At 64.3% G+C, this 17,870-nt stretch carries 21 protein-coding genes; 12 read left to right on the forward strand and 9 right to left on the reverse strand.

Features of this window, described 5'->3' with window-relative positions:
* The first annotated feature begins 3 nt into the window (after positions 1–3).
* Both thiS and ACODTW_RS08545 read left to right on the forward strand, forming a co-directional pair.
* A complete protein-coding gene (gene thiS / locus ACODTW_RS08540) occupies positions 4–204 on the forward strand; it encodes a sulfur carrier protein ThiS (RefSeq protein WP_488945546.1) in 201 nt (66 codons plus the stop codon).
* A gap of 3 nt (positions 205–207) precedes the next feature.
* The gene (locus ACODTW_RS08545) at positions 208–978 is read left to right on the forward strand and encodes a thiazole synthase (RefSeq protein ID WP_488945547.1); all 771 of its coding nucleotides are present in this window, start codon (positions 208–210) and stop codon (positions 976–978) included.
* A 119-nt stretch (positions 979–1,097) separates the two neighbouring features.
* Here the strand turns inward: ACODTW_RS08545 and ACODTW_RS08550 are convergent, their stop codons facing one another.
* The 4 genes from ACODTW_RS08550 to ACODTW_RS08565 all read right to left on the reverse strand — a co-directional run bounded on the left by ACODTW_RS08550 (position 1,098) and on the right by ACODTW_RS08565 (position 4,800).
* Positions 1,098–2,300 (reverse strand): BaiN/RdsA family NAD(P)/FAD-dependent oxidoreductase, encoded by a 1,203-nt coding sequence (locus ACODTW_RS08550; protein ID WP_488945548.1) that lies wholly within the window; start codon positions 2,298–2,300, stop codon positions 1,098–1,100.
* Between the two features lie 31 nt (positions 2,301–2,331).
* Entirely contained in the window at positions 2,332–3,750 is a 1,419-nt protein-coding gene (locus tag ACODTW_RS08555) for a pentapeptide repeat-containing protein (protein WP_488945549.1), read from the reverse strand.
* A gap of 132 nt (positions 3,751–3,882) precedes the next feature.
* Entirely contained in the window at positions 3,883–4,302 is a 420-nt protein-coding gene (gene arfB / locus ACODTW_RS08560; RefSeq protein WP_488945550.1) for an alternative ribosome rescue aminoacyl-tRNA hydrolase ArfB, read from the reverse strand.
* 66 nt (positions 4,303–4,368) lie between these two features.
* Positions 4,369–4,800, reverse strand: coding sequence for a hypothetical protein (locus ACODTW_RS08565; RefSeq protein WP_488945551.1), 432 nt, complete (start codon positions 4,798–4,800; stop codon positions 4,369–4,371).
* Between the two features lie 250 nt (positions 4,801–5,050).
* On the opposite strand from ACODTW_RS08565, the gene ACODTW_RS08570 reads away from it, so the two are divergent.
* The 5 genes from ACODTW_RS08570 (at position 5,051) to ACODTW_RS08590 (ending at position 8,941) form a co-directional block, all read left to right on the forward strand.
* On the forward strand, positions 5,051–5,599 hold the full coding sequence (locus tag ACODTW_RS08570) for a DUF1579 family protein (protein ID WP_488945552.1): 549 nt from the start codon (positions 5,051–5,053) through the stop codon (positions 5,597–5,599).
* A gap of 151 nt (positions 5,600–5,750) precedes the next feature.
* Positions 5,751–7,178, forward strand: coding sequence for a homospermidine synthase (locus tag ACODTW_RS08575; RefSeq protein WP_488945553.1), 1,428 nt, complete (start codon positions 5,751–5,753; stop codon positions 7,176–7,178).
* A gap of 110 nt (positions 7,179–7,288) precedes the next feature.
* On the forward strand, positions 7,289–7,984 hold the full coding sequence (locus ACODTW_RS08580) for a hypothetical protein (RefSeq protein WP_488945554.1): 696 nt from the start codon (positions 7,289–7,291) through the stop codon (positions 7,982–7,984).
* A 139-nt stretch (positions 7,985–8,123) separates the two neighbouring features.
* Positions 8,124–8,414, forward strand: coding sequence for a type II toxin-antitoxin system TacA family antitoxin (locus tag ACODTW_RS08585; protein ID WP_488945555.1), 291 nt, complete (start codon positions 8,124–8,126; stop codon positions 8,412–8,414).
* Between the two features lie 2 nt (positions 8,415–8,416).
* A complete protein-coding gene (locus ACODTW_RS08590; protein ID WP_488945556.1) occupies positions 8,417–8,941 on the forward strand; it encodes a GNAT family N-acetyltransferase in 525 nt (174 codons plus the stop codon).
* A 7-nt stretch (positions 8,942–8,948) separates the two neighbouring features.
* On the opposite strand, the gene ACODTW_RS08595 is transcribed toward ACODTW_RS08590, so the two are convergent.
* Positions 8,949–9,578, reverse strand: a complete 630-nt coding sequence (locus ACODTW_RS08595) for a TetR/AcrR family transcriptional regulator (RefSeq protein WP_488945557.1) — start codon at positions 9,576–9,578, stop codon at positions 8,949–8,951.
* A gap of 106 nt (positions 9,579–9,684) precedes the next feature.
* Between ACODTW_RS08595 and ACODTW_RS08600 the strand changes: the two genes are divergently transcribed.
* A complete protein-coding gene (locus ACODTW_RS08600) occupies positions 9,685–10,239 on the forward strand; it encodes an Mpo1 family 2-hydroxy fatty acid dioxygenase (RefSeq protein WP_488945558.1) in 555 nt (184 codons plus the stop codon).
* Between the two features lie 7 nt (positions 10,240–10,246).
* Positions 10,247–11,254: a 2-dehydropantoate 2-reductase gene (locus ACODTW_RS08605; protein ID WP_488945559.1), complete on the forward strand. Its 1,008-nt coding sequence runs from the start codon at positions 10,247–10,249 to the stop codon at positions 11,252–11,254.
* A gap of 58 nt (positions 11,255–11,312) precedes the next feature.
* Here ACODTW_RS08605 and secB read toward each other — a convergent pair whose 3' ends face one another.
* The 4 genes from secB to ACODTW_RS08625 all read right to left on the reverse strand — a co-directional run bounded on the left by secB (position 11,313) and on the right by ACODTW_RS08625 (position 13,120).
* Positions 11,313–11,825, reverse strand: a complete 513-nt coding sequence (secB, locus tag ACODTW_RS08610) for a protein-export chaperone SecB (RefSeq protein WP_488945560.1) — start codon at positions 11,823–11,825, stop codon at positions 11,313–11,315.
* An 88-nt stretch (positions 11,826–11,913) separates the two neighbouring features.
* Positions 11,914–12,480, reverse strand: a complete 567-nt coding sequence (locus ACODTW_RS08615) for a hypothetical protein (RefSeq protein WP_488945561.1) — start codon at positions 12,478–12,480, stop codon at positions 11,914–11,916.
* Positions 12,481–12,583: 103 nt separating this feature from the next.
* Positions 12,584–12,889: a type II toxin-antitoxin system RelE/ParE family toxin gene (locus tag ACODTW_RS08620; protein ID WP_488945562.1), complete on the reverse strand. Its 306-nt coding sequence runs from the start codon at positions 12,887–12,889 to the stop codon at positions 12,584–12,586.
* Positions 12,890–12,892: 3 nt separating this feature from the next.
* The gene (locus ACODTW_RS08625; protein ID WP_488945563.1) at positions 12,893–13,120 is read right to left on the reverse strand and encodes a hypothetical protein; all 228 of its coding nucleotides are present in this window, start codon (positions 13,118–13,120) and stop codon (positions 12,893–12,895) included.
* Positions 13,121–13,272: 152 nt separating this feature from the next.
* Between ACODTW_RS08625 and polA the strand changes: the two genes are divergently transcribed.
* The 3 genes from polA to thpR all read left to right on the forward strand — a co-directional run bounded on the left by polA (position 13,273) and on the right by thpR (position 17,870).
* The gene (gene polA / locus ACODTW_RS08630) at positions 13,273–16,182 is read left to right on the forward strand and encodes a DNA polymerase I (RefSeq protein ID WP_488945564.1); all 2,910 of its coding nucleotides are present in this window, start codon (positions 13,273–13,275) and stop codon (positions 16,180–16,182) included.
* A 79-nt stretch (positions 16,183–16,261) separates the two neighbouring features.
* On the forward strand, positions 16,262–17,302 hold the full coding sequence (locus ACODTW_RS08635) for an aldo/keto reductase (RefSeq protein WP_488945565.1): 1,041 nt from the start codon (positions 16,262–16,264) through the stop codon (positions 17,300–17,302).
* Positions 17,274–17,870 carry an RNA 2',3'-cyclic phosphodiesterase gene (gene thpR, locus ACODTW_RS08640; RefSeq protein WP_488945566.1) on the forward strand — a complete coding sequence of 199 codons (597 nt, stop codon included), beginning with the start codon at positions 17,274–17,276 and terminating at the stop codon, positions 17,868–17,870. Before ACODTW_RS08635 ends, thpR begins: the two co-directional genes overlap by 29 nt.

A 17,870-nucleotide genomic window follows, 5' to 3' on the forward strand; every position in this document is an offset into this window, starting at 1 on the left:
CCGATGATCATCCTGAATGGCAAGAACCGGGAACCGGACGATTACGCCCTGACCGCCGTCATGGCGGCGGACGGCATTGATCCGGGTGCGCGCGGCATTGCCGTGGCCGTGAATGACAGCGTCGTGCCGCGCGGACGCTGGGCCGATACAATCCTTTCCCCCGGTGACCGGGTGGAAATCGTCAAGGTTTTGCAGGGTGGTTGAGAGATGACCGATCCGTTGAAGATCGCGGGCAAAAGCTTCCAGTCGCGTCTGTTCCTGGGCTCCGCTGGCTATCCCAACCAGCAGGTGTTCCTGGACAGTCTGACCGCGTCGGGTGCGGAAATCCTGACCGTGTCCGTTCGCCGCGCCGACCTGACGGGCTATGGCGAGGGGTTGCTGGATCTGGTGGCCGGCAAGGTCTGGCTGCTGCCCAACACGGCCGGCTGTTCCACGGTCAAGGATGCCGTGCTGACGGCGCAGTTGGCGCGCGAGGCGATGGACACGAATTGGATCAAGCTGGAACTGATCGGCGACCGGGAGACGCTTTATCCCGATGTCGAACAGTTGCTGCGTGCCGCCGACGAACTGGTCCGCGACGGGTTCGTGGTGCTGCCCTATTGCACCGATGACCCCATCGTCTGCCGCCGGCTGGCCGATGTCGGCTGTGCCGCCGTCATGCCGTTGGGCGCGCCGATCGGCACCGGTTTGGGCATCCTCAACCCTTACAATATCGAAACGATCTGCCGGAACAGTGTGGTTCCCGTCGTTCTGGATGCCGGGATCGGCACGGCCAGCGACGCGGCGCTGGCCATGGAACTGGGCTGCGATGCCGTGCTGCTGAACACGGCCGTGTCGAAAAGCACCGATCCGGTGAAGATGGCGGCCGCCATGCGCGCCGGCGTCGATGGCGGCCGTCTGGCCCGTCTGGCCGGCCGCATCCCCAAGCGCCACCGGGCCGAGGCATCCAGCCCGGAACTGGGGCTGATTGGCTCGTAACAGGGGTTATTTTGAGGGCGGAATGATGCCGGGGCGGGATTACGGACCGCCAGTCGCTGGCCCTCACCCTCCCATTGTCCGGCGCGTTTTGGGGGGCGGCAATGCCGTGTCAACGACGGTTACGCGGCCAAGCCCGCCGCGTGCCCGCTGCTCCAGGCCCATTGGAAATTATAGCCGCCCAGCCAGCCGGTGACGTCCACCGCCTCCCCCACCACGTACAGGCCGGGGATTTTCTTGGCTTCCATAGTCTTGGACGACAATTCGGCCGTATCAATACCGCCCGCCGTCACCTCCGCCGTGCGATAGCCTTCGGTCCCGTCGGGATGCACGGTCCAGGCGTGCAATGCCGCCGCCACGGCGGACAGGTCGGCATCCTTGATATCGGCCATCGGGCGGCTGACCAGGGGGGCCGGCCCCAGCAGGCCCACCTCGAACAGACGTTCCGCAAAGCGGCGCGCCAGCAGTTCCCCCAGGATGGTCTTCAGTTCCGCCTTCGGCCGCGTGCGCTTCAGGCCCTTCAGATGGTCGGCCAGGGGCTGATCGGGCGACAGATCAATGGCCACTGCCTGCCCTTCCCGCCAGAAGCTTGAGATTTGCAGGATGGACGGTCCCGACAGGCCGCGATGGGTGATCAGCAGCGCTTCGCGGAACCGGCCCTTGCCACAGGACACCGTCGCCTCCAGCGGCACGCCCGACAGGCCCTCCAGCTTCTTCAGATCATCGGGCGCGAAGGTCAGCGGCACCAGCGCCGGGCGCGGCTGCACCACCGACAGACCCCAATGACGGGCCAGCCGGAAGGCGAAATCCGTAGCCCCCATCTTCGGAATGGACGGGCCGCCCGTGGCCAGGATGAAGCTGTCGGACGTGAAGGTCCCGTGGCTGGTGGTCAGCGTGAAGCCGCCACCGGTCCCCGGCACCACATCATCAATCCGGCATTCGGTACGGATCGCCACACCGGCATCGGCGCATTCGGCCAGCAGCATCTCCAGGATGCGGCCCGCGCCATCGTCGCAGAACAGCTGGCCCAGCTTCTTTTCGTGCCAGCCGATGCCATGGCGTTCGACCAGCCCAATGAAATCATGCTGGGTATGACGGCGCAGGGCGGAAATGCAGAAATGCGGATTTTCCGACAGGTAGCGATCGGGCTTCGCTTCCAGATTGGTGAAGTTGCAGCGCCCGCCACCGGAAATCAGGATCTTCTTGCCGACCTTTTCCGCATGGTCGATGACCAGCACGCGCCGTCCCCGGCGTCCGGCGAAAATGGCGGCGTACAGCCCGGCGGCCCCGCCACCGGCGATGATGATGTCGTAATGCGTAACCATGAATGGTCGGTAGCAGGGAACCGGCCCGGGATCAATCATCCCCTTCCAGGTCATCGTCGGGCAGGCCTTTGGCATTGGCCAGCTTGCACTTGCTGAAATCCACGCCGCGCATGTCGGCATTGGTCAGGTTGGCATCCGTCAGGTCGGCGAATTTCATGCTGACATTGCGAATCTGGGCCTGGCGCAGATCGGCCCCGGTCAGGTTGGCCCCCGTCAGGTCGGCGCCGACCAGGATGGCCTTGCCCAGCCGCGCGCGTTCCATGTTGGTCTGCCAGTCATGGCCCTGGATATTGATGGGGGCGGCCAGCGCCCCCGTCATGTCCGCCCCCACCATCATGGACCGGATCAGGCGGGCGCCGCGCAGATTGGAATTGCGCATATTGGCCCCGCGCAGATCGGCCGATGACAGGTCGGCCATCAGCAGGGCCGACCGCGACAGGTTGGCATTGCGCAGCACGGCCCCGCGGAAGATGCCCGCCGACAGCGTCATGCGCGACAGGTCCACGCCGGTCAGGTCCTTGCCCGACAGGTCCAGCTGCTTGCCCTGGGCGCCATTGGTTTCGATCCATTTGGCGTGCGCCACCAGCATTTCGGCCAGGCTTTCCTCCATCCCGGCCAATTGCTCGACAGTCTTGATATCCTCGATATTGGCCAGCGTCAGGTCGACCCCGTCCAGGATGGCGCCGATCAGGTTGGCGCTTTTCAGGTTGGCATGGCGCAGCACGGCCCCGGTCAGGATGGCGCCCTCCAGGTTCGCCCCTTCCAGATTGGCTTCCGTCAGGTCGCAGCTGGTCAGGTCACAGCCGGTCAGGTTGCTGTCGGACAGGTTGGCCTTCACCAGGATCGACCCGCGCAGGTCGGCATCGCGCAGGTCCGTCTGCATGACGAAACTGTCCGACAGCCGCGCCTTGGACAGGGTGGCGCGCATGATCACGGCCTTGGACAGGTCGGCTTCGGAGGAGGCCTGCACCGACACCAGCTCCCCATTGCGCGCCAGGGCCAGGGTGCCGTTGCGGAAATCGGCGGAGGTCAGGTTGCAGCTGATCAGCACGGCGCCGCGCAGGATGGCGCCCCGCATGTCGGCCGCCGTCAGGTCGGCATGCATCAGGTCCGCCTCCGTCAGGTCGGCGGCGTAGAAATTGGTCATGCGCAGATCGGCGCCGCGCAGCAGCGAATTATGCAGCTTGGCCCCGGTGAAATCGGCCGAGGCCAGCACCGAACCCGACAAATCCAGGTTGGACAGTTCGCACAGCTTGAAATGTGCCCGCACGCCCTGGATGCGCTGTTCCACAAAGGCCTGATGCTGCTTCAGCAGCACGTCAACCTCGGCCTGTGTGATCTTGTTGCGATAGACGCCCAGCCGTTCATCCAGCAGCGACGGCGATTTCTGGATCGCCACCTTGCTGAGATCGACACGCGGGCTGTCGCTGGTACGGGTGAACTTGGTCATGGAGGCTGGATGCGTTTCCAAACGGCCACAGCGGACGCGGCGGGATGTAAACGCATTAAGACATGAACCCCGTACCACGCAAAGGGGTATTGCGAATGGCTGGGTGCAACTTCACCACTTCGTCACAACCTTTCAGTCCGTATCCACCCGCCCCCGCATCTTCTTCACCCCGGACCGGGTGGATTTGGCGTCCAGCCGCCGGGTCTTGGAGGCCAGGGTGGGCCGGGTCGGGCGGCGCGGCGCCTGACGTTCGGCCGCCTTGGCCAGAATCTCGACCAGCCTTGCCTTCGCATCCTCGCGGTTGCGTTCCTGGCTGCGATGGGCCTGTGCGACCAGAACCAGCACGCCCTCTGCCGTCAGCTTGCGGCCCGCCACCCCGCGCACCCGCTGTTTCAGCCAGTCGGGCAGGGAAGGGGAGTTGGCGACGTCGAACCGAAGCTGGACCGCTGTTTCCACCTTGTTGACATTCTGCCCGCCCGGACCGCCGGCGCGCAGGAAACTCTCCTGCAGCTCCTCCTCGTCGATGGCGATATAGGGGGTGATGGGGATCATGGGTCCGGTTCCGCTGGCACTTCCCGTCAACAACAGGAAAGCGGCGGTGGCGTCAAGACCCTGGCGTCAAGGCCCCGGCGGCGCGTCCGGCTTGCGGTCGGGGACGGGGGAGGACTGCGCCGGGGTGGGGGCGCCTTTCTTGCGGCCATGGGTGATGCGGGGTTCCGGCATCGCATTATCTGGCGGGCGCGGGCCCTCGATCGTCATCGGCGGCACCGACGGCTCCTGCAAGGACCGTTGCAGCCGTTCCGAATCCAGACGGCGGTCGTTCAGGTCACGGGCCTGCATCGGGTCGGGCGGGCGCACCTGATCGGCGGCCGAGGGCGGGCGCAGCATGTCGGACCGCATCCGATCCAGCTCCGCTCCGGTGGCGCTGCCGGTGTTGGGCAGGCCGGGCAGCGGCGGTGGCGGCTGCAGCAAAGGGTTCTCCTGCGCCCCCACCGGGGGGAACAGGGCCAGAAGGGCGACCAGCGCCGGCAGAGCAAGGTTCCTGGACATGGCCATCATATGGGCATCCCCGCCGATACGCACAGGGGGCGGCAGGCAGATAGGCGGAGGACACGATGCCGGCGGCCAATGGCACGGGAGACGATGGCCGCGGCCGGAATGAAATATCAAGCAAGTCTATTTCGTCATGATAACTGTCAAACTCAAAGTCTTCACCGGCCTTGTGCAACGTGCATCTTCAACTATAGACTTGATATCGGGTGGGTGTGATCAAATTTGCAACGACTTTGGAAGAAATAACATGAAACAACTGAAACAATTCTTGGCGGGTGCTCTGGCGGCACTGGCCGTCACCCTGCCCGCGCTCTCCCAGCAGGCGCCGGAAAAGCCGAAAGAGCTGGCCGTGCTGGCGCTGGAGGAAGGGGTGTGGGATGCCGACATCACCTTCCCGTCGCGCCAGGAAGGCGTACCCGATGGCAAGGCCAAGGGCGTGCAGGTGAACCGCCTGCGCTCCGATGGCAACTGGATGCTGAATGAATTTTCGGTGGACGGCACGCCCTATCAGGGGACGGGCGTCTGGGGTTTCGATCCCAAGGCCGGTGAATATATCGGGATCTGGACCGACAATAACGACCACCGCATCCGCAACGATCGCGGCCGCTGGGACGCTGCGACCAATACCATGACCTGGACCGCAGACATGGTGCAGGCCGACGGGCAGGTGATTCCCCTGAAATTCACGGAACTCTTCCAGGGGCGTACACGAGTATTTCATATGGACGCCATTGCGCCCAAGACCGGCAAGGTGATACCTCTGGTTCACATCGTCTTCACTAAACGTGAAGCATGATATAGCATAGCGATAGTTTCACACCGGGCACGGTCCCATCCATCGGGCGGGGCCGTGCCTTTCTGTTGTCCTGCGTCAAGTCTGAAGCACGTCAACCCCACAAGCCATGAGGCTCCCATAGGCGGGTAATAGCCCCGGAGAACCCACGAAAATGACCCAATATCAGAAGCATTGTGCCCTTCCCGGGCGTCTTGTGATGGTAGGTTTCGGCAGCATCGGTCAAGGTGTCCTGCCGCTGATTCTGAGGCATATCGACATCAAACCTCAGAACATCACCATCGTCACGGCGGACGAGCGCGGCCACGGTGAGGCTGACTATTTCGGCATCAAGTTCGTCAAGGAACCGCTGACCCGGCAGAATTACCGGGCCGTGCTGGACCCCCTGATCTCCAAGGGTGATTTCCTGCTGAACCTGTCGGTGGATGTCTCGTCCATCGCGCTGGTGGAACTGTGCGCTGAACGCGGCGCGCTCTATCTCGACACCTGTATCGAGCCCTGGGCCGGTGGCTATACCGACGCCAGCCTGTCGCCCTCCATGCGCTCCAACTACGCGCTGCGCGAACAGGCTTTGGCCATGCGGTCGAAGCTGGGCACCAACGCGCCCACGGCCGTGCTGACCCATGGCGCCAATCCGGGCCTAGTGTCGCATTTCGTGAAGCAGGCCATGCTGAACATCGCGGAGGATACGGGCCGCGACATCAGCAGCGTGCCGACCGACCGCGCCGGCTGGGCCAAGCTAGCCCACGAACTGGGCCTGAAGGTGATCCACATCGCCGAACGCGACACCCAGGTCTCCTCCATCCCCAAGAAGCGGGGGGAGTTCGTCAATACCTGGTCGATCGACGGCTTCATCTCCGAAGGGTGCCAGCCGGCCGAAATGGGCTGGGGCACGCATGAGGCGACGTTCCCGCCCGACGGCATCCGCCATGATTTCGGCTGTCAGGCCGGCATCATCCTGAACCGGCCGGGCGTGACCCAGCGCGTGCGCACCTGGACCCCGATGGAAGGCCCCTTCCACGGCTTCCTGATCACGCATAGCGAGGCGCTGTCCATCCCGGACTATCTGACGGTGCGTGACGAGGCCGGCAACGCCGTCTATCGCCCGACCTGTCACTACGCCTATCACCCCTGCGACGACGCGATCAAATCGATCCACGAATTCGCCGGCAAGAACTTCGTCCAGCAGGAAACCCAGCGTCTGATGATGAAGGAGATCATCGACGGCGTGGACGAGCTGGGCGTGCTGCTGGCTGGCCATGAGAAGGGCGCCTACTGGTTCGGCTCCCAGCTCACCTGTTCGGAAGCCCGCCAGCTGGTGGAATTCAACAGCGCCACCAGCCTGCAGGTCACGGTCGCCGCCTTGTCCGGCATGATCTGGGCCATCGAGAACCCGGACCGCGGCATCGTCGAAGCCGACGACATGGATTTCCAGCGCTGCCTGGATATCTGCATGCCGTATCTGGGGCCGGTGGTCGGCGCCTATACCGACTGGACCCCGCTGGAAGGGCGGAACAAGTTCTTCTCGGAGGATCTGGATACGTCTGATCCGTGGCAGTTCAAGAATATTCGGGTGGTGTGAGGGTTTGGGGCGGGGGCTGAAAGGCCCCTGCTTTCGAAATATCTCGATGGTAAGAATATCCGATGCCTATAGATAAAAGAGAAAGAATTCACATTGGAATTCGCCAATGGATGGCGAAGCTAGACGATTTCCCTGGATGGCGCGAATGGAATAGAAGAAAATTTAATACCACGATGTTTTTCGATGAAAGCGCATCCGTCAATGAAGTTGAAGAATTTAGCTTTTCGAAAGATATTGAGAAACAACACGCAATAGTTATGTCTTATTTTTCTCTGGAAAATTCAATTTCGGACTTGAAGGACATCGAGTTTTATTTTAGGCGCTATCCATTTAGGGGATTGCCAATACAAAAACACACGCATTTGGTAAATGTATGCGAGATGTATTTCGGAAAATTCTATGAATTCTCAGAGAGAGTAAAATGCCATTTTGATAATATCAAGATCCACAACTCAGAAATAATCCAAAATTATGGTAAATTTATTGCGCTGTTTAAAAAGGAATTTAACTCCGAGATAAAAGAACGGAACTTATCGCATCACCATAGGAAGTTCCAAGATCTAGCAATAGATAGGCTTTTCTTGACAGAGACAATGACGGAATCTGTTGAATATCAGTCACTAAAAAAATTAGCAGACACTCGATACAGAGAGATTAAATCTGAATGGATCAAGAGGGTGCGCACGAAGAGCTCGAGAGCGGAGCTTTATCTTGATGCTGTGGCTGAGTTCACAGTAAATGCGTGCGACTTCCTGCAATTTACTGATGTGACTTCGAAGGGCTGTACAGATACGGTAATCCCCTGACAGTCGTCTTCATCGGCGTGTTCGTCTGACGACTGGTTTCCCGGTGGTTGCTGGCATCTCTTTTGGCTGCTTCAGAGTACTGCTTGCATCCACCGGCCAATGGCCGTACATTTTTCCTCCTAAATTGGAGCTTTCCCCCATGCCCACCGCCACCCCAACCCGTACCCGCGCCGAGCGGCTTGAAGCCCGCGTCACCGCAGAGCAGAAGCGACTGATCGAGCAGGCAGCGGCGTTGCAGGGGCGCAGTGTCACAGATTTCGTGCTGTCCAGCGTGCAGGAAGCTGCAAAGCGGACCATTGAGGAACATCAGCGCCTGGAACTGTCGCTGCGCGACAGTCAGGCCTTTGTCGAAGCGCTGTTGAACCCGCCGGCACCCAATGACCGGCTGCGGGAGACGGTGGCGCGTTATCGGCAGACCATGGGCGTCTGACCTTGGCGGACGACTTGCCCTGGCGCATTGAAGCGCTTGCCGCCCATCACGACCGGGCATCATTTGATTGCGGCATCGACGCGCTGAACCGCTATTTCCGGATGCAGGCGGGACAGGATGCCCGTCGTCATGTCGCGGCCCCCTTCGCCCTGCTGGATGAGATGGGGATCGTCACCGGCTTTTACACCCTGTCCGCCACCGCCGTGGGACTGGCCGAACTGCCGCCCGCACTGACCAAGCGCGTGCCCCGCTACCCGTCGCTGCCGGCCACGCTGCTGGGACGGTTGGCGGTGGATCGCCGGGCACAGGGACAAGGCCTTGGGCGGTTGTTGTTGGCCGATGCGCTGCACCGCGTCTGGCGCAGCGAGATTGCATCCTTTGCCATCATTGTGGACGCAAAGGATGAGGGGGCTGCGGACTTCTACCGCCGCGAAGGGTTCGTTGCCTTCCCTGATCGACCGCTGAAACTGTACATACCGATGGCCTTGGTGGCCGGGCTGTTCGGCAAAGGGGCGTCGGCTACTTAGCGCACCCCTACCCCAAATACCCCGCCAGCAATCGCACCCACAGCGCCCGGAGCCCCGGATGGTCCGGCACCGGCCCGGCGGCCAGTTCCTGCATGGCCATGCCGCGCAGCATATAGATGGTCAGCACCATCAGGTCGGCCATTTCCGCCACCGCACCCCGTCCCGGCGCCAGGGTGAGGCCCCAGTTGGCGCCGATGGTGGACAGGAAGCCGGCGAAGATGGGGGCCAGACGGTCGCGCAATTCCGCATCCGTGCGCGCGGCCAGCGCCACCTCGAACAACAGATCGCGGTGGCGGCCGGTATAGAAGCGGGTCCAGGCCGCCTCGATCATCGCCGACAGGCGCTGGTCCAGGGGCAGGTCGGGGGAGAAGCCGGGCGTCAGGGCGCCGGCCGCCGCGACCGCATCGCGCAGCAAGCCTTCCGCGGCCAGGGCCAGCATTTCCGCCTTGGTGTCGAAATGATGGGCCCAGGCCCCGCGTGACACGCCGGCCCGGTCCAGGATCACCGACAGCGACGCCCCCGCCTGCCCATGGTCCGACAGCGCGTCCAGCGTCGCCGCCACCAGCCGCTGCCGCATCTCCCCCCGCCGATCGGCCTGGCTGCGCCGAACCGGTCTTTCCTTCACGCCTTCGTCCATGGAAGCCCCAACCGTTTGCCGCTTTCATCATTGCCATGAAAGCCGCTCCGATGTAAAAACAAACCAATCGGTCTGTTTTTACATCTTCATGGGGAGGAAACAAGGGATGAGCACGCAGAATGTCGGCCGTCTGGCCCGCAGCATGGCCTTCTATTCGGCCTATCACCGGCACCCGAAGAACCGGCTGACCCATTACTTCGGCGTGCCGACCATTGTTTTCGCCGTCATGCTGGCTTTGTCCTATGTGACCGTGCCGGTGGCGGGCACGACCGTCAGTCTGGCCCTGCTGCTGATGGCGGCGCTGGCGGCCTATTATGTCTATCTGGATGCGCTGATCGGCGGCACGCTGGCCCTGATCTCCATCCCGCTGCTGATGCTGGCCGACCATCTGACCACGCAGCCGCCGGCGGTCAGCGCCACAATCGGGCTGGTCGCGTTTTTCGGCGGCTGGGCCGTACAGTTGCTGGGGCACAAGTTCGAGGGCAATAAGCCCGCTCTGACCGCCAATCTGTTGCAGATCTTCGTGGCGCCCCTGTTCCTGACGGCGGAGGCCTATTTCGCCATCGGCGTGCGCAAGGATGTGGAGGCGGAGGTAGAACGGCTGGTGGCCGACGGGATCGGCGGCCCCGGCGCACTGGGCCTGCCCGCGCATCAGGCCTGATCGCATCATGCCGGCTGGTCGCCGTATCCTGATCGCCGGGGCCGGCAGCGTCGGCTGCTATGCCGGTGGTTGTCTGGCGCTGGCCGGACGTCCCGTCACCCTGCTGGGCCGCCCGTCCCTGCTGGACCGCATTGCCACGCGCGGCCTGCGTTTCAGCGATCTGGAGGGGTGGTCGGGCAATGTCGGCGCCGGCCCCCGCCTGCGGCTGGAGGTGGAGGCGGCGTCGGCCATGCGCGATGCCAGCCTGATCCTGGTCACGGTGAAATGCGCCGACACCGCATCCATGGCCGACCTGATCGCCACCCACGCCCCACCCGACGCCATCGTGGTCAGCTTGCAGAACGGTGTCGGCAATGCCGATATCCTGGCGGCCCGGCTGGGCGCACACCGTGTGCTGGCCGGGATGGTGCCGTTCAACATCGTGCAACTGCCCGATGGCCGCTTCCACCGCGGCACGGGCGGGCAGATCACCATCGATGGCCGCCAGCCCGGCGTGCGTTGTGAGCTGGACGTTCCCGGCCTGCCCGTGGTGGAAAGTGCCGCGATGGACGCGGTGCTGTGGGGCAAGCTGCTGATCAATCTGAACAATGCGCTGAACGCCCTGTCGGGCCTGCCGCTGGCCCAGCAGCTGGCACAGCGCCCCTGGCGCCGCCTGCTGGCGGCACAGCAGCGGGAAGGGCTGCGGGCCCTGGCCGCCGCCGGCATCCGCCCGGCCACGCTGGGACCGCTGTCGCCCCGGCTGCTGCCCTATGTGCTGGTGCTGCCCGATGGGCTGTTCCGGCGCGTGGCGAAACGGATGCTGTCCATTGATCCGCTGGCCCGGTCGTCGATGTGGGAGGATCTGGAACGGCACCGCCCGACGGAGATCGACCGGTTGCAAGGGGCCGTCATCGATCTGGCCGCCCGCCACGGCCTGCCGGCACCTGTCTGCACCGCCGTGCGCGACCGGGTGCGGCAGGCGGAAGCGGCCGGCACGGGGTCGCCCGGCCTGTCGGCCGACCAGATCGGCGCCTGAATCAAAAAGAGCCCGCGCCGGTGACCGGGCGGGCCCTTTTTCTTGCCGTCGAACCCGATCAGGCGTTGCCCTGGGCCTCGCCCATCTGGGACTGCTGGGCCAGGACCTGACGCCGATACAGTTCCACGAAATCCAGCGGCTGCAGCAGCAGCGGCGGGAAGCCGCCCTGGCTGGTCACGTCGGCGATGATCTGGCGCGCGAACGGGAACAGCAGGCGCGGCCCTTCGATCAGCAGCACCGCGCGCTGCTGCTCCGGCGGCAGCGGCGGCAGGGTGAACACACCGGCATAGACCAGCTCGGCGATGAAGGCCGTGGCGTCGCCCACCGTCGCCTCGGCCCGCAGGCGCATCTGCACCTCGGCCACGTTTTCCGCCAGACCCTGGGCCTGCAGATCGACCTGCAGGTCGATCTTGGGCTGTTCGGTGGCGGCGGCCAGGATGCGCGGGGCGTTCGGGTTCTCGAACGACAGGTCCTTCACATACTGAAGATTGACGACGAGCGAGGCAGGGCCGGCGGAACGGGCGTCGGCGGCGTCGGCCTGGGTACCGTTGTCAATGGACTCGTCGGACATCAAAAAACTCCGGCTGGAAGGAATGGGTATTAGCCGCCGGACCTAGCACGGAACGCCCCGTTCGGCAACCGGCCCCACGCCCCGCCCGTCAGCTTTCCGCCGGTTTCAGCAGCCGCGCCATGGCCAGCCCGGCCAGCGCCCAACCCGTCACGTCGCCGGCCGCATAGTAAAGGAAATGCGGCCAGGGGGCGAAGAACCAGATCGGCTCGCTGAACCGCGCGATGAAGCCGACGGCCAGCCCGATTCCCGCCACGCTGACCCAGCGCGCACCATAGCTGCCGGCCCCGCCGCGGGCGACCAGCCAGCCAACCAGGGCCGCAGACAGGATGAAATGGATCAGGCCCGTCCCCATGACCTTGGGGTCCATGAAGCCCGCGCCTTCGGCCCGGTAATGCAGCATGAGCACGGGGCCGGCGGCAAAGGCGGCCTGCGACTGGGCAAACGCCTCTTCACTGCTGTCATCGCCGGCGGGCCAGAGATAGGTGCCCGTGGGCAGATCGGCCGCCTTCAGCGCCGCCACGACCGGTTCCGCCGCCGTCGGCGGCAGGATGGATGTCACCGTGCGCGCCATCGGCAGCATGCCGAACCAGATCCAGCCCCAGAAGAACAGGATGAAACCGCCCGCCAGGGCCGACAATGCCAACCGCTTGCCCATGACCAATCCCCCTTTGGTTTGCTTGGGTGAATTATGGTTAACAGCCTAACCTGCTTTTGGGGCGGCGGCCAGCGGACCGTAACGCCAAGCCTTTCCGGTGTGATCAGGAACGGATCGTGGTGATGGGCAGATTGGGGACGTCCTGCCGACCATCGACAACATGCAGCACGGTGATCCCAGCGTCCGTAATGTCGTAGAAAATCAGATACTTCCCATAGGGGAAGACATGCATGCCGGTGATCAGATCATCACGAATACGCCCCAGGCGGGGCATGGTGGCCAGGACGGCCAGCTTTCTGCGGAGTTCATCCAGCCAATTCCTGGCTGCTGGTTCATTGACCGCCTTTATGGTCAGGACGATGTCCTGGATTTCCAGCAATGCGTCGTCGGCGATGACATAGCTGGGCATCGCTTATTCTTTGCCGGGAAAAAGCCTGTCTTGCAGGGTCGCCAGAGCGGTCTCCCCATCAACGACATGGCCGGCAGCCGCCATTGCCCGTCGTTCGGCCAGGGTCGCCCGCAAAGCCCCCCGTTGCCGTTCAGCCGCCGCCTGTTCCAGCAGGCCAACAGCAATGGCTTCCTGTGCTTCGTCAGGAAGACGGGACAGCTCAGCAAAGGCGCGTTCAAGAAGCCGGTTCATGAAGGGATTTTAGCGTCCCCGCGGATGTCTCGCCACCACAAACCAGGAGCACCGTGCTTGCTGGTGGCCGGCGGGCTTCGCCCCCTCGACAGCGGGGCGCGCTTGGTCCATGTTCCGGGCAGCAAGAACACAGCCGGAACGACAGGCCGCCCATGCCGACCGACACCGCCCCCACGCTTCCGCCCGCCGATGGCACCCCGCTTTATCTGGTGGATGGGTCGGGCTTCATCTTCCGCGCCTATCACGCGCTGCCGCCGCTGAACCGGCCGGACGGCACGCCGGTGAACGCCGTCATGGGCTTCACCAATATGCTGATGCGGCTGCTGGCGGAACTGAAGGCCGATGCGGTGGCCATCATCTTCGACAGCAAGCGGCTGAATTTCCGCAATGAATTCTATCCGGAATACAAGGCCCACCGGCCCGACCCGCCCGAAGACCTGCGGCCGCAATTCGCCATCATCCGCGAGGCGGTGGAAGCCTTCAACCTGCCCAGCATCGAGCTGGAAGGGTATGAGGCGGATGACCTGATCGCCACCTACGCCCGCCAGGCCCGCGCGCTGGGCCGGCCCGTCACCATCGTGTCGTCGGACAAGGACCTGATGCAGCTGGTGGATGATGGCATCCGCCTGCTGGACCCGATGAAGAACCGCCTGATCGGCCCGGACGAGGTGTTCGAGAAGTTCGGCGTGCCGCCGGAAAAGGTGGTGGATGTGCAGGCCCTGGCCGGCGACAGCGTCGATAATGTGCCGGGCGTGCCCGGCATCGGCATCAAGACGGCGGCGCAACTGATCACCGAATATGGCTCGCTGGAGGTGCTGCTGGAACGCGCGGGCGAGATCAAGCAGGCCGGCCGGCGGCAGAAGCTGATCGAGAATGCCGATCTGGCCCGCATTTCCAAACGGCTGGTGAAGCTGGAGGAAAATGTCCCCGTGCCCGTGCCGGTGACCGACCTGAAGGTGCGGGAACCGGATGTGGGCCGGCTTTTGTCGTGGCTGGGCGTGCAGGGCTTCCGGTCGATCATCGCCAAGGTGAAGGCGGAGATCGCGGCCGACGGCACCCTGGCCGATGGCGCCGCCATCCAGGCCGCCGCCGGTGGTGGCGGGGAGCAGCAGCGCCGCGACCTGCGCGCCGCCCTGGATGGCCGCAGCTACGCCCCCAGCGCCGCACCCGTGGAGGCCCGCGCCGACGCCCACATCCCCCGCCCGGAGACGGTGGAACATATCCTGGTCGATCATGAGGAGGCGCTGGCCGCCTGGGTCGCTGAAGGGATCGAGGCCGGGGTCGTGGCCGTGGATACGGAGACGGACGGGCTGACGCCGATGCGGGCGCGGCTGGTCGGCATCTCGCTGGCCACCCGGCCGGGCCGTGCCTGTTACATCCCCGTGGGCCATATCGATCCGTCGGCGCCCAAGGAAGGGGCGGGCGGGCTGGATTTCGGTGACGGCGCCCCGCCGCCCAAGCAGATCCCCCTGACCCGCGCCCTGGAAATCCTGAAGCCGCTGCTGGAACATCCGGGCGTGCTGAAGGTCGGGCACAATATCAAGTTCGACTGGCAGATGTTCGCCAAGCATGGCGTTACCGTCGCCCCGCATGACGACACCATGCTGCGATCCTATGTCATCGGCGGTGGCCGGCATGGGCATGGCATGGATGAACTGGCCCAGCGCCATCTGGGCATCACCACCATCTCCTTCGACGAGGTGACGGGCACGGGCAAGGCGCGCATCACCTTCGACCGGGTGCCGCTGGACAAGGCCACGGCCTACGCGGCGGAGGATGCGGACATCACGCTGCGCCTGTGGCATGTGCTGCGTCATGACGTTCTGGCCGATCATATGGTCACGGTCTATGAGACCATCGAGCGGCCGCTGGTCCCCGTCGTGGCGCGGATGGAGATGGAGGGCGTGCTGGTCGACCGGCAGGTCCTGAAGGAACTGTCCAACGATTTCGCCAAGCGGCTGGTGGAGCTGGAGGCCGAGATCCACAAGCTGGCGGGCCGCGAATTCAATGTCGGCAGCCCCAAGCAGCTGGGCGAGATCCTTTTCGACGAGATGAAGCTGTCGGGCGGCAAGAAATCCGCCAAGACCGGCGCCTGGTCCACCGACAGTTCCGTGCTGGAGGAACTGGCCGATCTGGGCATTCCCATCTGCCAGAAGGTCATGGACTGGCGGCAATTCGCCAAGCTGAAATCCACCTATACCGACACGCTGGGCGAACAGATCAACCCTGTGACCGGCCGCGTCCATACCAGCTTCGCGCTGGCCGCCACCTCCACCGGCCGCCTGTCCTCCACCGACCCCAACCTGCAGAACATCCCGATCCGGACGGAGGAAGGGCGCAAGATCCGCCGCGCCTTCGTGGCCGCCCCCGGCCATCGCATCATGTCGGTGGACTATAGCCAGATCGAATTGCGGCTGGTGGCGGAAATGGCCGGCATCCCGGCCCTGCAAAAGGCCTTCCGCGACGGCATCGACATCCATGCCATGACGGCGTCCCAGGTGTTCGGCGTGCCGCTGGACCAGATGACGTCGGAAATCCGTCGCCGGGCCAAGGCCATCAATTTCGGCATCATCTATGGCATTTCCAGCTTCGGCCTGTCGCGCCAGCTGGGCATCGCGCCGGGAGAGGCCGGGGCCTTCATCAAGGCCTATTTCGAACGGTTCCCGGAGCTTCAGGCCTATATGGACAAGACTAAGGCCGAAGCCGCTCGCGACGGGTTTGTGCGCACCCGCCTGGGCCGCAAATGCTGGATCCCCGGCATCCAGGAAAAGGGTGCCCGCAAAGCCTATGCCGAGCGTCAGGCCATCAACGCCCCCATCCAGGGCACGGCCGCCGACATCATCAAGCGCGCCATGATCCAGATCCCCGGCGCCCTGGACGATGCCGGGCTGAAGGCGCGCATGCTGTTGCAGGTGCATGACGAATTGCTGTTCGAGGTGCCGGAGACGGAGCTGGAGGCCACATCCGCCCTGGTCCGCCGCGTCATGGAACAGGCCGTCGATATCGGCATCCCGCTGGTCGCCGAAGCCGGCATCGGCCTGTCCTGGGCGGAGGCGCATTGACGCGGGCGCGGGGCGTCGGCTGGTTTTGGCCGCCCCAGTTCCCCATATTCGCACAGCGCAAACCCATTCAGGATCAATCATGACCCTTCGTCGTCTTGGCCGTACCGATCTCCAGGTTCCCGCCCTCTGCCTGGGCACCATGACCTGGGGGCGGCAGAATACGCCGGAAGAAGGCTTCGCCCAGATGGACATGGCGCTGGACCATGGCCTGTTCTTCTGGGACACGGCGGAGATGTATTCGGCCCCGCCCATCGCCGCCACGCATGGCCGGACGGAGGAGATCATCGGCGAATGGTTCGCCCGTACCGGCCGCCGCAACGAGGTGCTGCTGGCCAGCAAGGTCATCGGCAATGGCGATGGCATTGATTATATCCGCGGCGGCAAGGCCCGCGCCGACCGCCGTAGCATCGAGCAGGCGGTGGAAGACAGCCTGCGCCGCCTGCGCACCGACCATATCGACCTGTACCAGTTGCACTGGCCCGACCGGAAATCCGACCGGTTCGGCCGGCAGGTGCCCTATCCGCTGGCGGAGCCGGACGAGGTGCCGATCGAGGAGACGCTTTCCGTCTTCGCCGACCTGATCCAGGCCGGCAAGGTGCGCCATGTCGGCGTGTCGAATGAGACGCCCTGGGGCACCATGCGCTATATCCTGGCCGCTGAACGGCTGGGCCTGCCCCGCATCGCCAGCATCCAGAACCCCTATAATCTGCTGAACCGCAGTTTTGAGATGGGGCTGTCGGAAGTGGCCGTGCGCGAGGATGTGTCGATGCTGGCCTATTCGCCGCTGGCGGCCGGTACGCTGGCCGGCAAATATCTGGACGGGGCCATCCCGGCCGGCTCCCGCCGCGCCATCGACCATCGCAAGTCGCGCTATGACCAGCCGCGCGGCGATGCGGCGACAAAGGACTATCTGGCCATTGCCCAGGCCCATGGGCTGGACCCGTCCGCCATGGCCATCGCCTTTGTCGCCACCCGGCCGTTTGTGACCAGCACCATCATCGGCGCCACCAGCCTGGATCATCTGCGGGTTGCCATCGATGCCGGCACCCTGACCCTGTCGGCCGAGGTGCTGGCGGCCTTGGATGCCGTCCATGCCGGCAATCCCAACCCCTGCCTCTGACGACCGGGGGGCCGCCATGCTGCGCCTGTTCATCGGCCTGCCCATGCCGGAGACAGTGACGGAGAGGCTGTCCAGCCTGGCGGCGGGCCTGCCCGGGGCCCGTTGGGTGGCGCCGGAAAATTACCACCTGACCCTTCGCTTTCTGGGAGAGGTGGATGAAGGCACGGCCCAGGATATTGACGAGGCGCTGAACCTTGTCACCGGGCCGTCCTTCCCCCTGGGCCTGTCGGGTCTGGGCAGTTTCGGCAAGGGGCACAAGCAGCATGCGCTGTGGGCGGGGGTGGCTGCGTGCGACCCGCTGCACCATCTGCGCGACCGGGTGGAATCGGCCCTGGTCCGGGCGGGTTTGCCGCCGGAGGAGCGGAAATTCAGCCCGCATGTGACGCTTGCCTATCTGCAGGAGACGCCGGCGGCCAAGCTGGCCACCTATATGGGGGCCAATGGCCTGTTTCAGGCCGGCCCCTTCATGGTGGACCGCTATTGTCTTTATGAAAGCGTGCTGGGCCGGTCCGGCCCGACCTACCACATCCTCCAGGATTATCCCCTGGGCGGGTGGCAGCCGGGCTGA

Source organism: Niveispirillum sp. FG148 (assembly GCF_057809655.1).

What these genes read in the sequence shown, in the direction of transcription:
- ACODTW_RS08585 (WP_488945555.1), top strand. Translation starts at nt 8,124, where the DNA reads ATGCCCACCGCCACCCCAACCCGTACCCGCGCCGAGCGGCTTGAAGCC.
- ACODTW_RS08575 (WP_488945553.1), top strand. Translation starts at nt 5,751, where the DNA reads ATGACCCAATATCAGAAGCATTGTGCCCTTCCCGGGCGTCTTGTGATG.
- ACODTW_RS08545 (WP_488945547.1), top strand. Translation starts at nt 208, where the DNA reads ATGACCGATCCGTTGAAGATCGCGGGCAAAAGCTTCCAGTCGCGTCTG.
- thiS (WP_488945546.1), top strand. Translation starts at nt 4, where the DNA reads ATGATCATCCTGAATGGCAAGAACCGGGAACCGGACGATTACGCCCTG.
- polA (WP_488945564.1), top strand. Translation starts at nt 13,273, where the DNA reads ATGCCGACCGACACCGCCCCCACGCTTCCGCCCGCCGATGGCACCCCG.
- arfB (WP_488945550.1), bottom strand. Translation starts at nt 4,302, where the DNA reads ATGATCCCCATCACCCCCTATATCGCCATCGACGAGGAGGAGCTGCAG.
- secB (WP_488945560.1), bottom strand. Translation starts at nt 11,825, where the DNA reads ATGTCCGACGAGTCCATTGACAACGGTACCCAGGCCGACGCCGCCGAC.
- thpR (WP_488945566.1), top strand. Translation starts at nt 17,274, where the DNA reads ATGCCGGCAATCCCAACCCCTGCCTCTGACGACCGGGGGGCCGCCATG.
- ACODTW_RS08565 (WP_488945551.1), bottom strand. Translation starts at nt 4,800, where the DNA reads ATGTCCAGGAACCTTGCTCTGCCGGCGCTGGTCGCCCTTCTGGCCCTG.
- ACODTW_RS08635 (WP_488945565.1), top strand. Translation starts at nt 16,262, where the DNA reads ATGACCCTTCGTCGTCTTGGCCGTACCGATCTCCAGGTTCCCGCCCTC.
- ACODTW_RS08600 (WP_488945558.1), top strand. Translation starts at nt 9,685, where the DNA reads ATGAGCACGCAGAATGTCGGCCGTCTGGCCCGCAGCATGGCCTTCTAT.
- ACODTW_RS08550 (WP_488945548.1), bottom strand. Translation starts at nt 2,300, where the DNA reads ATGGTTACGCATTACGACATCATCATCGCCGGTGGCGGGGCCGCCGGG.
- ACODTW_RS08580 (WP_488945554.1), top strand. Translation starts at nt 7,289, where the DNA reads ATGGCGAAGCTAGACGATTTCCCTGGATGGCGCGAATGGAATAGAAGA.
- ACODTW_RS08615 (WP_488945561.1), bottom strand. Translation starts at nt 12,480, where the DNA reads ATGGGCAAGCGGTTGGCATTGTCGGCCCTGGCGGGCGGTTTCATCCTG.
- ACODTW_RS08570 (WP_488945552.1), top strand. Translation starts at nt 5,051, where the DNA reads ATGAAACAACTGAAACAATTCTTGGCGGGTGCTCTGGCGGCACTGGCC.
- ACODTW_RS08605 (WP_488945559.1), top strand. Translation starts at nt 10,247, where the DNA reads ATGCCGGCTGGTCGCCGTATCCTGATCGCCGGGGCCGGCAGCGTCGGC.
- ACODTW_RS08620 (WP_488945562.1), bottom strand. Translation starts at nt 12,889, where the DNA reads ATGCCCAGCTATGTCATCGCCGACGACGCATTGCTGGAAATCCAGGAC.
- ACODTW_RS08625 (WP_488945563.1), bottom strand. Translation starts at nt 13,120, where the DNA reads ATGAACCGGCTTCTTGAACGCGCCTTTGCTGAGCTGTCCCGTCTTCCT.
- ACODTW_RS08595 (WP_488945557.1), bottom strand. Translation starts at nt 9,578, where the DNA reads ATGGACGAAGGCGTGAAGGAAAGACCGGTTCGGCGCAGCCAGGCCGAT.
- ACODTW_RS08555 (WP_488945549.1), bottom strand. Translation starts at nt 3,750, where the DNA reads ATGACCAAGTTCACCCGTACCAGCGACAGCCCGCGTGTCGATCTCAGC.